Source organism: Novosphingobium rhizovicinum (assembly GCF_040813635.1).
Lineage (GTDB): Bacteria > Pseudomonadota > Alphaproteobacteria > Sphingomonadales > Sphingomonadaceae > Novosphingobium > Novosphingobium rhizovicinum.
Map to the genome: position 1 here is coordinate 174,915 of NZ_JBFNXR010000054.1, position 12,670 is coordinate 187,584.

Consider the following 12,670-nt stretch of genomic DNA (forward strand, 5'->3'; position numbering starts at 1 on the left):
TCCGGCAGGCACGACGAAGCGGCGGGCCTAAATCTCTAGTTGGCTGCCCAGTTCCACCACACGGTTGGTGGGGAGCCGGAAGAACTCCATCGCACTCGCCGCGTTGCGCATCATCCAGGAGAACAGCCTCTCGCGCCAGATAGCCATGCCCGGTTTGGCAGAGGGAAGCAGCGTCTGACGCGAGAGGAAGAAGCTGGTCTTCATCATCTCGAACGGTCCGCCACACAGCTGGCTCTGGGCAAGGGCTGCGGGAACGTCCGTTTCTTCCATGAAGCCGTAGCGCAGCGTCATGCGATAGAAGCCTTCGCCCAGATCGGTGACCTCATACCGTTCGGACGGCTCGACCCATGGGACGTCTGCAACCTCGACGGTCAGTACGACAACGCGTTCGTGCAGCACCTTGTTGTGCTTGATGTTGTGCAGCAGGGCAGAAGGAACACCCGCATTGGTCGACGCCATGAAGATCGCCGTGCCGGGCACACGCACCGCGCTTCCATGAGCGCTCCTCGCAAACACGTTGAGCGGCAGCGCAGCCTCCGTCATGCGATCGCGCATCAGGCGCCGCCCCTTGTTCCATGTGGTCAGCAGCGTGAAAGCGATGCCGCCGATCAGCAGCGGGAACCAGCCGCCGTCGGCTACCTTGGTGGCGTTGGCCGCGAAGTAGCTGCCGTCCACAATGAAGAACACGAGCACCACCGGCACCGCCAGCCAAAGGCTCCAGCGCCAGATCACGATCAGCAGCACCGTCATGAGGCAGGTGTCGATCAGCATCGCACCCGTCACCGCGATGCCGTACGCCGACGCCAGGTTCGAGGAGTTCTGGAAGATCAGCACGAGCAGGATGACGCCGATCATCAGCGCGAAATTGACGAACGGAATGTAGATCTGCCCGACCTCGTGCTCACTGGTGTGACGAGTGGACAGGCGCGGGATGAAGCCCAGCTGCATGGCCTGATGCGTGATCGAGAACGCACCCGAGATCACCGCCTGACTGGCGATGAACGTGGCGCAAGTCGCAAGGATCACCAGCGGAAGCCGCAGAGTTTCTGGCGCGAGATTGAAGAAGGGGTTCTCCATCGCGCGGGCTGCGGAAATCTCATCGAGGCTGAGGATCATGGCGGCCTGCCCGAAGTAGTTCAGCAGCAGGCACGGCATGACAAAGCCGAACCAAGAAATGCGCATTGGTCCACGGCCAAAGTGCCCCATGTCCGAATAGAGCGCTTCCGATCCCGTAACCGCCAGAACGACGGAGCCGAGCGCGAGAAAGCCGAGCATCTTGTCGGTCAGGAAGAACTGGACCGCATACCACGGGTTCAGCGCCAGCAAGACCTGCGGAAGCTGCACCAGATGGTAGACGCCAAGCACCGCCAGAATGATGAAGTAAGTCACCATGACCGGTGCGAACAGCGCGCCCACCTTCGCGGTCCCGCTCTTCTGAATGAGAAACAGGGCGATCAGCAGGACCAGCGCGATCGGAATGACAAGCGGCTGCAGCCGTGCCTCGACGACGGTGAGCCCCTCCACTGCCGACAACACCGATACCGCAGGGGTGATCATGCTGTCGCCGTAGAACAGCGCCGTCGCAAACACGCCGAGAAGCACGACGAGGCCGGAGTACCGCGACTTTGAAAGCTTGCCGGAAATCAGGGCGACCAGCGCAAGGCTGCCACCTTGGCCCTTGTTGTCGGCGCGCATTAGGATGCCGACGTATTGCACTGAAACAACCAGCGTCATCGACCAGAAGATCAGGCTGACCACGCCCAGAATGTGCAGTTCATCGATGGCCAGTGGATGCGGACCCACGAATGTCTCGCGAAAGGCGTAGATCGGGCTTGTGCCGATGTCGCCAAATACGACGCCGACGGCGCCGAATGCGAGCTTCGTCACGTTGCTCATGCCCCGGTTGCCACCCTGATGGGCGAGTTCCGACTTGCCCGTGGCCGTGTCTACGACCCGGGGAGCATCCAGAGCAGCCTCTGGCGATCCATCACTCATGCGTGCGCCCCGTCATGATCGTTTGAGCACCATCTCGCGTGTGCGGCATAGCAGCATGGGCCGTTAGCAGCATGGGTTAGCCCTAGCAACGCGTGTCAACGCGCGGCCGGGTTGCTCCGTTGCGCAGCGATGATCGCATCGAGTTGGTTGATTCGCCCCTCCAACTCGGCCCGCCACGGCGCATCAGCCGGAGTCTGCGCGAGAAGACGGCGCCAAAGCGTGCTGGCTTCATCGAAACGGCCGGACTGCGCGAGTGCAAGGCCCAGGAAGAAAGGAGGGCCGGGATGATCCGGCGCGACGGCAGCGGCACGCCGATAAGCGTAGAGCGACGCTGGCGTCAGCACTCCGTCAGCGTGGGAAACCAGCGCATTGGCCATCGCGAGCCACGCTTCCCCATTTTTGGGATCATCGGCAATCGCGCCGCGTAGAACCTCAGCGGCACCCGCGAACTGACCATTGCGCGCCAAGGCGTCCGAGATGATCACCCAGCGATCGCTGGGCGGAATGCCGCTTTCCGTGACCTGCGCGCGAGCCTCGACCAGTGCGGAGTCACGCGCGTCGACGTCCTCCCGCGGAGCTTTGGGCGCCGAGCCCAGGTTGGGGTGGGCCTGCAACGCATAGCCCGCCACACCCAACAGCAAAGCCGCTGCAATGGCCTCCCATCCCCGCCGCGGCGTCCGCAGGACGAACGTTGCGACGACAAATGCGCCGGCAGCAAGGAGGATGACGAAAACCCAGCTCATTCCTGACCCCTGCGGAAGCGGTTGCGCAGCAGGAACGCCGCCAGGGCCACCAGAGCCAGCGGAAGAGCGAAAAGCGGCCAAGTCAGCGTGGTCACCCGAGGGGCGTAGCTGACGTAATCACCATAGCGCTCGATCAGCCACGAGCGAATCGCTTCCGGCTCTTCACCCGCCGCTATCCGCTCCCGCACGAGCGAGCGCATGGAACCCGCAATCGGCGCGTCGGAGTCGGCTATCGACTGACCTTGGCACTGCAGGCAGCGCAGAGTCTGCATCAGCGCCTGCGCTTCGGCCTCTTGCCTTGCATCGCTGAGCTGCTGGTTTGCAAATGGAGCGGTCGACTCCATCTCCTGTGTCAGGGCAGGATGAGCCGCAAACATCATCACCACGAGAAGGAAGCAGCGCAGACGAGTCATCGCGCGGCCTCCAGCTTTTCAAGCAATAACGGCACATGTTCCGGCCGAATGTCGCCGATGTGCTGATACCGGATCCGGCCCTTGGCATCGATCACGTAAGTCTCAGGCACTCCCGAGGAACCCAGCGCAAGCTGTACGGCGCCCGAATCGTCTGCGCCGATCCTGTCGTAAGGATTTCCATGCTCGGCCAGAAAGGCACGGAGTGCCTCCGGACGGTCCCGTACCGATATTCCCTCGATCGGCACGCCTGCCGCGGCCAACTGGGCAAGCTGCGGCGCCTCGACCTTACAAGGCAAGCACCAGCTGGCGAAGATGTTGAGGAGCTTCGGTTGCCCATCGGCAAAGTCCTGGCTGCTCAGACCAGGGTGATCCGGAAGCGAGGCAGGAAGTGTGAACTCGGGCAGCGGCCGATCGATCAGTGCACTCGCCACGTTGCGATCGGCCGGACGGAAGAGTCCAAAAAGAACCAGCACGATAAACGCGCCGAACAAGACCAGCGGAAGCCAGATCGTCCAGGAACGGCGCCGCGCGTTTGCAGGGGGGGCGGACGGATCAGTCATCGGCCTTGCCTCTCTCGCCGATACGCAATCTTGTCACGGGCGACAATACGGCGCACGTCGCTGGCCACGCGCCCGATGAGGGCGAGCAGACCACCGAGCGCGATCAGTCCGCCACCCAGCCAGATCAGCGTGACGAATGGCTTCCACCAGAGCCGCACCTGCCAGCGTCCGTCCGAAGCCTCGCCGCCAAGAACGGCATAAAGTTGGCCATTCCAACGCGTTAGCAGCGCGGACTCGCTGGTCTGCTGAGGAGGCGTCCAGAAGCTGCGGGCCTGAGGACGAACGATCGTTGTCCGCTGGTCCTCATACGCGACGACCAAACGCGCCTCGAGCGCAGTCCAGTTCGGGCCTGCGACCGGCTCGACTGCCGATAGCCGCACCTGCCATGGGCCCACCGAGGTACTCTCACCAGTACGAAGAGCCACCAGCCGTTCGACCGAGTAAGCGCTCTCGCTAGCCATACCTATCAGCGAAACGCCTACGCCCAGATGCGCGACCACCATTCCCCAGATCGCGAGCGGCGTGCGGCGAAGATTACGCTCGCGCAGAGGCAGGATGCTCGCCACAGCCACGCCGAGCCCGAGCACGAGACCCAGGAAGGGCAGCAGCCCTGCCCCGCCGCGCACCACCATCACGATCGCCGCGATCAGAACGACCGCCGCCGGGATCAGGAGCCGCTTGCCTACCCGGCCCAATGAATCGCGACGCCAGCGCAGCATTGGCCCTACGGCCAAGACCAGCAGCATCGGCAGGAAGAACAGCGCGCCGACAGGATTGAAGTAGGGAGGCCCTACCGAGACTTTCGCGCCCAGCGCCTCAGCGACCAGGGGGTACAGCGTGCCAAACAGCACGATTCCCAAGATGGCGGACAAGAGCACGTTGTTCATGACGAGCGCTCCTTCACGACTGACAAGGGCGAAGCGTTCGCCTTCCGTGACAGTTGCGGCTCGCAAGCCAAAGAGAGCCAGCGCTCCGCCGATGTTGATGGCAAGCAGGGCCAGGATGAAGCTGCCGCGCTCGGGATCGACGGCGAAGGCGTGAACGCTGGTGAGAATGCCCGAGCGAACCAGGAACGTCCCGACCATCGACATCGAGAATGCGACCACCCCCAGCATGATCGTCCAGGCGCGCAACGCATCGCGGGCGGCCAGCACGCTCACGGAGTGCAGCAGTGCCGTCGCCGCCAGCCAAGGCATCAGAGAAGCGTTCTCGACTGGGTCCCAGAACCACCAGCCTCCCCAGCCCAGTTCGTAATACGCCCAGTAGGATCCCGCCGCGATGCCGATCGTGAGGAATATCCACGCGGCGAGCACCCAGGGGCGCATGGCACGCGCGAAAGCTGGCCCCACCTCGCGAGTGACCAAGGCGCCAACTGCAAAGCTGAACGCGATCGAAAGCCCGACATAGCCGAGGTAAAGCGTAGGAGGATGGAAAGCGAGCCCGAGATCCTGCAGCAACGGGTTGAGCCCATTGCCTTCAACCGGCGCCGGATCGAGACGTTCGAAGGGGTTGGAGGCGATCAACAGGAAGGCATAAAAACCAAGGCTGACGAAGGCCTGCCCCGCCAGTGTCGCGAGCATCGTCGGCTCGGGCAGACGCCGCTCGACAAGCGCGAGGAACGCGCCCGCCAGACCCATCACCGTCACCCAAAGCAGCATCGAGCCTTCGTGATTGCCCCATGCGCCCGCAATCTTGAAGACGAGCGGCTTCATCGAATGCGAGTTGAGCGCCACGAGCTTCACCGAAAGATCGGTCACGGCGAAAACCTGGATCAGCGCACCAAACGCCACGAGTGCGAGGATGCCCTGCACCACGGCGACAGGACGAACGACGCCTGCCATCGTCGCTCCCCGCCGTGTCAGCGTCAGGGCGCCGGCGAAAAGCTGCAGCACGGCCAGCGCAGCGGCAAGCCAGAGTGCGGCAAGACCAAGTTCAGCAATCATTCGGTCTCGGCCACCACCGCTTTGGCCTGATGCTGGGTCATTTCCTGCATCTCGCGCGGGACGTAGTTCTCATCGTGCTTGGCGAGCAAGTTGTCTGCGACAAACGTCCCGTCCTGGCGCATCTTGCCCTCCGCCACGACGCCGGAGCCCTCTACGAAAAGCGAGGGTACGATGCCTGCGAACCGAACGGGAACGCGCGCCTCTCCGTCCTGCACCACGAAGGCGATGGTGACGCCATCCTCGGCCGTTTGCAAAGATCCTGCTTCGACCATGCCGCCCAGGCGTACCGCACGATCCGGGGCAGGCGGATCTGCAACGATCTCGCTGGGGACATAGAAGTAGCTTGCCTGGCTCCTCAGTGCCCAGGCGGCAAGCAGGCCGGCGCCGAGCACCACGACGAGCGCCACCACCAGCAGCACGAGGCGCTGATGCTTTGCCTTCAGGCCTGATGCGACATTGGTCGCCACGTTAGCGCCTCCGGCTTTCATCGCGGCGCTTCTCGGCACGGCGCATGGATATCCACGACCATGCGATCATAACGAGCGTGCCGAGCACACCCACAGCATAGGCTGCGATGACGAAATTCCATTGATCGAGCGCCTCGCGCATCTTCAGATACCTGCTTCTGCCATCGCCTTGCGCCTAAGCCGCGAATCGGCCTGCGCATGCGCGAGGATCGCCCGCATCCGCGCGAGCACCACTCCACCAAAGATCAGCGAGAAGCCGACCGCCGCGGCGAGCAATGGCCAAAGGAAGGCTGCATCGATCGCCGACTTGCCGACGGTGATACTGGGCGGCTGGTGCAGAGAGTTCCACCAGACGACAGAACGGTTGATGATCGGAACGTTGATGGCACCCACGATGCCAAAGATCGCCGCGACGCGCCCGTTTCCGCCGTCCCGCCGGGCTACATCCGACAAGGCGATGTACCCGAAGTACAGAAACAGCAACACCAGCATAGAGGTAAGCCGCCCGTCCCAGACCCACCAGGTCCCCCAAGTCGGGCGGCCCCAGATCGAACCCGTTACAAGGCAGATGGCGGTGAACACCGCACCGGGCACTGCCGCGGCCCGCGCAGCAATCGCGGCGAGCGGATGGCGCCAGACCAGTTCAGTGACGCTGGCGCCTGCGATCGTCATCCACCCTGCCATGCCCAGCCAGGCGGCCGGCACATGAAGGAAGAGGATCCGCACAGTCTCGCCCATGAGCCGGTCGGCGGGAGCCCACAGCAGTCCATAGAGCAACGCGCCCGTGCTCACCGCCAAGCCCGAAAGAAGGCACAGCGGCGTCAACCAACGGGCGAGGCGCAGGAAACGGGCCGGATTGGCAAAGCCGTGCATGACAAGCGCGCTTCTAGTGCCCGCAGCGGGGGTCGCAAGAGCTACTTGCGGTCAACTCGGGGGATTACCTACCGATGAGCCGCTGAGCCATCGCGTCAGCGACGACATCGGGGGTGCGTCCACTTGCATCGGCTTCATCCCAGATCGCGTGCAACCGCCCAGGAATGGCTTCCACGGCCTTGTGAACTTCCGCCACGTCGCAAGCATGGCCGTCACGTCGCGCGACGTACTCCAGCGTCACCGCAATGATTCCGCCGCCGTTGATGACATAGTCGGGCGTGTAGAGAATCCCCCGCTCCGCCAGCAGGGCCCCGTGCTCCGGCTTGGCAAGCTGGTTGTTCGCCCCGCCGGCAACGATCGGAGCCCGCAGCCGAGCAATTCCCGAGTTATCCAAAACGGCCCCGAGCGCGTTGGGGCTAAACACGTCACATTCTACGTCCATGATCGTGTCTGCGGGCACCGAACGTGCTCCGAGCTCCCGCGCGAGCGCATCCGCTCTTGCTGCATCGACATCCGCCAGGGTCAGCTTCGCACCCGCTTGTGCCAATAGCCGCGCGGCACCGCCGCCGACACTCCCGGTGCCCTGTACAGCGATGTGCACGCCCTGCAGGCTGTCACGGCCAAGCTTCTGGGCAACGGCAGCCTTGATCCCCAGGTAAACGCCTTTCGCGGTGAAAGGTCCCGGATCGCCGCCGGCTGCAGCGCTATCGGTTGTCGGAAGCCCGGTCACAAACGGCGTGCGCGCTGCAATGGCGACCATGTCCGGCTCGCCCATGCCCACATCTTCGGCGGTGATGTAGCGCCCGCCCAAAGCCTGGATCGCGTCGCCAAATGCGGCGAGCATCTCGGGCGACTTCGTGCGATCCGGACCCGCGAGGATCACGGCCTTGCCGCCGCCCATGGGCAGCCCCGCCATTGCGTTCTTGTAGCTCATGCCGCGAGAGAGCCTGAGAGCATCGCGCAGAGCCGACTCGGGCTCTGCATAGTGCCAGAAGCGTGTCCCCCCGGCGCCCGGTCCGAGATGTGTTGAGTGCAATGCGATGATCGCAGTCAGCCCGCTCTTGCGGTCATGAACGAAGTGCACGCACTCGTGATCGTCGAAGTCGGGCTGCGTCCAGAAGGCGGCCAAGGATGTTCCCCAAGTCTGCGGGCCATGCGCCTGACAAAATTAGAAAATGGGGCGATCGATGGGGTTCGAACCCACGACCTCCGGTACCACAAACCGGCGCTCTAACCAACTGAGCTACGATCGCCACAATCCCGACGCGCATGCCGGAGCCCGCGCTTTAGGGGAACAGCGCAAAAAGCTGCAAGCAGCGATCTGCGCGGGAGGGCGCCTTCGCACAAGCGAGCCGTTCTTGCAAAGCAAAAAGTTGATCGGCACCCGCGCTGCGCAATTTTGTTTCGCTTGCCCCTGAGGCGCAGCGACAGCCTCTCCAAGAATCATCTCGAATCACTCACCGCCTCCAATATTCGGCCACGGAAGATTGGGGGGCGCAGACTCAGCTTCTATCTCAGGTACCTATGCAAGCTCCGGGAGAATCGTCAGCCGCTCATCTCATGGCGCAGCCAGCGATGCAGCGCGTGCCCACCCAACGCCTTGAACTCTTCGTTCTGCGCAACTTTCTGGATGCCGCAGAGTGCAAGGAGCTCGTCGACCTTATCGAGGCAGAGCGCCGGCCATCGACTCTCGCGAATCACAACGGCGACAACCTGTTCCGCACCAGTGAGACTTGCGACCTTCACCACGACCATCCAGCTGTAGCTGCGCTGGATCAGAAGCTTGCACGGGTATCGGGGATCGATGCAGCTTACGGAGAGCGGCTTCAGGGGCAGCGCTACGAGGTCGGCCAGGAGTTCAAGGCGCACACCGACTATTTCGAGCCAAGCCACCCTGACTATCAGAAATACTGTGCGACATCAGGGCAGCGCACGTGGACCTTCATGATCTACCTGAACGACGTGGAGGCCGGCGGCGCGACACGCTTCAAGGTGGTCGACAAAATCATTCAGCCTGAGCGCGGCAAGCTGCTTGCCTGGAACAACCGCCGTGTGGACGGCACCCTCAATGCAGCGACGCTTCATCATGCGATGAAAGTACGCAAAGGACGTAAGTACGTGATCACTCGTTGGTATCGCGAACGCCCCTGGGCCTGATTTCAGAGGGAGCAAGGGGACCTTGACTTTTATCACCATTTAGGTTAGTCACTCCGAACATCCGGCATGGCGATGTACAGCGCACGTGCCGGTGTTTCGGGCCGGCGCCGAGGGCGAAGAGCAATGCGATGAAATCGCGGCTGCGTCCCCACAGCGCTTGCACCGGAGCGGTGCTTTACAAGGACCGGCGCTCGACTTGCGAGCCCGCTTGCCCGGTTCGCACCGCATCCGAAGGGCCGAGCCGAGGTCACCACGCCAGACGGCCGTTCGCGATCCAACGTGGCTTCCCGCGCTCTTCGCGAAGAGCGCCCCGGTTCCGGCCCGATGTTCACTCCCGGCCTGCCGAACTTCCCTTCTGGCGTTACCCCGCATTCGCCAGCGGGCGCAGGCGCTTGCCCGCGCCCTCCATGCGTCAGTTCCGAGGTGCCGCGACTACGGCGCAAGCAATGCGATCGCCCGCGTCTCCCGACGGCTGGCTCTTGTAGTCATCGGGCTTGGCGTGAATGACGAGCGCGGATCCATCGGCGTCAAACAGCGACTTCGGCCCCTCGGTCAGCGTCACGCCTGTATTCAGAACTTGTGTGATCAGCTTGCCGTTCGCATCCACATGCTGATTGGGCATGTCGCCGCCATGTGGCCCACCCGGAACCATCAAGCCGTGCTTGCTTCCTCCCGGAGCATAGTGGCCGCCCGCCGTGGTGAACTTTTGCTGAGTCTCACACATGCCTTTCTCGTGGAAGTGGAAACCGTGCTCTCCCTCCGGCAGGCCGGTCAGGTTCGTCGAGACCAAGACGCCTGTAGAAGTCTGCTTCAGTGTGACCACTCCGTGATCGCGGCCGTCGGGCCCAATCACGCTGGCATGCACTTCTTCCTTCCCGGCATTTGCCGTTGCTTTCGGTTGAGCCAGTGCCGGAGCGGCACCAAGCGCGGCGGCGGCGCAAACAAAGGTGACAAAGCGGTTCATCGGAAATCTCTCCCTGCTTGAAAATAGTGAGCCTGAAAACGACGGGCGGCAAAGCGCTCGATCTGAAAACCTGAAAATCAGAAACTGCGGCACAGCCGGTGAAGGTTCCAAGCTGCAATCTGTTCCCGCCTCACCCCCTAGTGCCATGATAATGGTCGAGCCACGTCTTCCAACGCCTTGCGTTCGCTATCGATGCCAATGACCTTCGCAAGCGCTGCGGCCAGCGCCATGAGCGCCGAGCCCAGCGCGTAGCCGAGCAGCACCTGATCGCGAGAACCACTCTCGATGAGTATGCCGAACAGCCAAGGGGCTGCTACACCGCCAATCCCGGTGCCCAGTGCATAGAAAATAGCGATGGCAAGTGCGCGAACCTCAAGCGGGAAGCTCTCCGCTACCGTGAGATAGGCCGCCGAAGCCGCCGCCGACGCAAAGAAGAATGTGATGCTCCAGCAGAGCGTCTGGCTGGTGGCATCAAGAACCCCGGCCCGAAACGCGAAGCCGGTCGCCAGCAGAAGCACGGCCGACATGCCATAGGTCAGGATGATCATCGGCCGCCTGCCGATGGTATCGAAGAAGCGCCCCAACACAAGCGGACCCAGTACATTTCCTGCTGCGAAAGGCAGGATGTACCACCCGACGTCCGAAGACGGCACGCCGTAGAAGTCGGTAAGCGTCATCGCATAAGTGAAGAAGATCGCGTTGTAAAAGAAGGCCTGCGCGATCATCAACGCCAATCCATAGATCGTACGCCGCGGGTAAGTATGTATCAGCGCGCGGAAAACTTCCATCAGCGACGTGCTGGAACGAGCGCGGACCGTGACCGCCGCATGTGAGGCGGGGGGAAGACCATGCCCCTCGGCAACGACGCGAGCCTCGATCGCGCTCACCACCGCATCGGCCTCCTCCGCCCGCCCGTGAATGGCGAGCCAACGCGGGCTCTCGGGGATGAAACGCCGCAGCCAGATAATCACACAGCCGATCAGCGCTCCCCCAAAGAACGTCAATCGCCAGCCCGTGTCCGGCCCGAAATGCTCCGGATCGAGCATGACCAGCGAGAGCCCTGCCGCCATCGCCGCGCCGGCCCAATAGCTGCCGTTGATCGCCAGATCGGTCCAGCCACGCCGGCGAGCTGGAATGAGTTCCTGAATGGCGGAGTTGATGGCGCTGTATTCACCTCCGATCCCGGCTCCCGTCAGGAACCGCATGACCATGAAGCTGGGAAGATCCCACGCGAAAGCCGTTCCCGCGGTCGCGAGGAGGTAGAGCCCCAGCGTGACGCTGAACATCTTCTTGCGCCCCATCCGGTCCGTAAGCCATCCGAAGAGCAATGCGCCCAATACGGCTCCGGCAAGATAGGCGGAATTGGCGAGCCCGACTTGCGACGCTGAGAGGCCGAGGCTCCGTTCATCCCGCAAGGCTCCGGCGACCGAGCCTGCCAGCGTGACTTCCAGCCCATCGAGAATCCAAGTGATGCCGAGCGCGCCGACCACCAGCCAATGAAATCGGCTCCAAGGCAATCGATCCAGGCGAGCTGGCAGACGAGCCGCAATCAGGCTGGCGCGATCGGCACCGCTGTCGGCTTCAGTGAGCGTGGCCATTGCATCAGCCTACCGACTGAAGCGGGCGGCGCAACCCTGCTCCAGCGCGCGGCATCGCCCCGCGCTGCTGAGGGCGCGACAAAAAGGGCGGCCCTTTGCAGGGCCGCCCCATTGTTGATCGCACTGCGCTGCCTTGCGGCCGGGCAATCAGTTCTTCTTGAGGCTGAGCCCACCGAAGCGCTTGTTGAACTGCGCAACGCGGCCACCGTCCTGGATCTGCGCCTTGCCGCCCGTCCAAGCCGGGTGCGAAGTCGGGTCAATGTCGAGAACCAGCGTATCACCTTCGCTGCCCCAGGTGGAGCGCGTCTGGAAGGTGGTGCCGTCGGTCATCTGCACCGTGATCATGTGGTAGTTGGGGTGGGTGTCGGCCTTCATGGTCTTAACTCTTTCGATGGGCCGGTTCCGACCGGCCTGCCTTCGGAAAGCGGCGCCCTTACCGGGATAGCCGCGAAATTGCAAGGCGGGCGTTCGGCAGATCCGCCGGACGCCCGCCTGCAACGAGGGTCGTCAGGAGTCCGCAATCATGGCGGTGAAGTTGACCTCACAAGTTACCTTGTCGCCAATGGACGCCTTGCCCCAGAACTTGCACACACGCGAACGCTTCTGAACGAAGCCCGCGCGCAGATCGAGAAGGACCCCCGGCTCCACGGGGGCCCGGAACTTCGCTTCTTCGATGGCCATGAAGTACACGAGCTTCCCGGTCCCGGCGAGGCCGAGATTCTCCACGGCCAGAATTCCGGCAGCCTGCGCCAAAGCTTCGATCTGGAGTACGCCGGGCATGATGGGGCGTCCCGGGAAGTGCCCCTGGAAGAAGTCTTCGTTGAAGCTCACTGCCTTGACGGCATGGATCTCCTCATCCCCAACCGAGACCACTCGATCGACGAGCAGCATCGGATAGCGATGCGGCAGTGCCGCGAGGATCTTGGCGTGGTCGTAAGGGGTGCTCTGTTCCGTCAT

At 63.1% G+C, this 12,670-nt stretch carries 14 protein-coding genes and 1 tRNA gene; 1 reads left to right on the plus strand and 14 read right to left on the minus strand.

All coding sequences use genetic code 11. The annotated features are described in order from the left end of the window. Positions 1 to 27 precede the first annotated feature (27 nt). The 10 genes from ABUH87_RS17395 to ABUH87_RS17440 all read right to left on the minus strand — a co-directional run bounded on the left by ABUH87_RS17395 (position 28) and on the right by ABUH87_RS17440 (position 8,247). Positions 28 to 1,896 carry a potassium transporter Kup gene (locus ABUH87_RS17395; protein ID WP_367775587.1) on the minus strand — a complete coding sequence of 623 codons (1,869 nt, stop codon included), beginning with the start codon at positions 1,894 to 1,896 and terminating at the stop codon, positions 28 to 30. A gap of 194 nt (positions 1,897 to 2,090) precedes the next feature. Beyond that, positions 2,091 to 2,738 carry a tetratricopeptide repeat protein gene (locus tag ABUH87_RS17400; protein WP_367775375.1) on the minus strand — a complete coding sequence of 216 codons (648 nt, stop codon included), beginning with the start codon at positions 2,736 to 2,738 and terminating at the stop codon, positions 2,091 to 2,093. Beyond that, complete coding sequence (locus ABUH87_RS17405; RefSeq protein WP_419956719.1) at positions 2,735 to 3,151, minus strand: cytochrome c-type biogenesis protein; 417 nt, start codon at positions 3,149 to 3,151, stop codon at positions 2,735 to 2,737. The genes ABUH87_RS17400 and ABUH87_RS17405 overlap by 4 nt, the downstream gene beginning before the upstream one ends. Continuing rightward, positions 3,148 to 3,711: a DsbE family thiol:disulfide interchange protein gene (locus ABUH87_RS17410; protein ID WP_367775376.1), complete on the minus strand. Its 564-nt coding sequence runs from the start codon at positions 3,709 to 3,711 to the stop codon at positions 3,148 to 3,150. Before ABUH87_RS17410 ends, ABUH87_RS17405 begins: the two co-directional genes overlap by 4 nt. Beyond that, the gene (locus ABUH87_RS17415) at positions 3,708 to 5,654 is read right to left on the minus strand and encodes a heme lyase CcmF/NrfE family subunit (RefSeq protein ID WP_367775377.1); all 1,947 of its coding nucleotides are present in this window, start codon (positions 5,652 to 5,654) and stop codon (positions 3,708 to 3,710) included. The genes ABUH87_RS17410 and ABUH87_RS17415 overlap by 4 nt, the downstream gene beginning before the upstream one ends. Next, on the minus strand, positions 5,651 to 6,121 hold the full coding sequence (ccmE, locus tag ABUH87_RS17420; protein WP_367775378.1) for a cytochrome c maturation protein CcmE: 471 nt from the start codon (positions 6,119 to 6,121) through the stop codon (positions 5,651 to 5,653). The genes ABUH87_RS17415 and ccmE overlap by 4 nt, the downstream gene beginning before the upstream one ends. Position 6,122: 1 nt before the next feature. Next, the gene (locus ABUH87_RS17425; protein WP_367775379.1) at positions 6,123 to 6,263 is read right to left on the minus strand and encodes a hypothetical protein; all 141 of its coding nucleotides are present in this window, start codon (positions 6,261 to 6,263) and stop codon (positions 6,123 to 6,125) included. 2 nt (positions 6,264 to 6,265) lie between these two features. Then, the gene (ccmC, locus tag ABUH87_RS17430) at positions 6,266 to 6,994 is read right to left on the minus strand and encodes a heme ABC transporter permease CcmC (protein WP_367775380.1); all 729 of its coding nucleotides are present in this window, start codon (positions 6,992 to 6,994) and stop codon (positions 6,266 to 6,268) included. A gap of 64 nt (positions 6,995 to 7,058) precedes the next feature. Continuing rightward, positions 7,059 to 8,123 (minus strand): Glu/Leu/Phe/Val family dehydrogenase, encoded by a 1,065-nt coding sequence (locus tag ABUH87_RS17435; protein WP_367775381.1) that lies wholly within the window; start codon positions 8,121 to 8,123, stop codon positions 7,059 to 7,061. Between the two features lie 47 nt (positions 8,124 to 8,170). After that, a tRNA-His gene (locus ABUH87_RS17440) sits at positions 8,171 to 8,247 on the minus strand. Positions 8,248 to 8,518: 271 nt separating this feature from the next. Here ABUH87_RS17440 and ABUH87_RS17445 point away from each other — a divergent pair. After that, positions 8,519 to 9,151 (plus strand): prolyl hydroxylase family protein, encoded by a 633-nt coding sequence (locus ABUH87_RS17445; RefSeq protein ID WP_367775382.1) that lies wholly within the window; start codon positions 8,519 to 8,521, stop codon positions 9,149 to 9,151. Between the two features lie 412 nt (positions 9,152 to 9,563). Here the strand turns inward: ABUH87_RS17445 and ABUH87_RS17450 are convergent, their stop codons facing one another. The 4 genes from ABUH87_RS17450 to fabZ all read right to left on the minus strand — a co-directional run bounded on the left by ABUH87_RS17450 (position 9,564) and on the right by fabZ (position 12,670). Then, a complete protein-coding gene (locus ABUH87_RS17450; protein WP_367775383.1) occupies positions 9,564 to 10,115 on the minus strand; it encodes a superoxide dismutase family protein in 552 nt (183 codons plus the stop codon). 137 nt (positions 10,116 to 10,252) lie between these two features. Next, complete coding sequence (locus ABUH87_RS17455; protein WP_367775384.1) at positions 10,253 to 11,713, minus strand: MFS transporter; 1,461 nt, start codon at positions 11,711 to 11,713, stop codon at positions 10,253 to 10,255. Between the two features lie 147 nt (positions 11,714 to 11,860). Then, a complete protein-coding gene (rpmE, locus tag ABUH87_RS17460; RefSeq protein ID WP_367775385.1) occupies positions 11,861 to 12,088 on the minus strand; it encodes a 50S ribosomal protein L31 in 228 nt (75 codons plus the stop codon). Between the two features lie 132 nt (positions 12,089 to 12,220). Continuing rightward, positions 12,221 to 12,670, minus strand: coding sequence for a 3-hydroxyacyl-ACP dehydratase FabZ (gene fabZ / locus ABUH87_RS17465; RefSeq protein ID WP_367775386.1), 450 nt, complete (start codon positions 12,668 to 12,670; stop codon positions 12,221 to 12,223).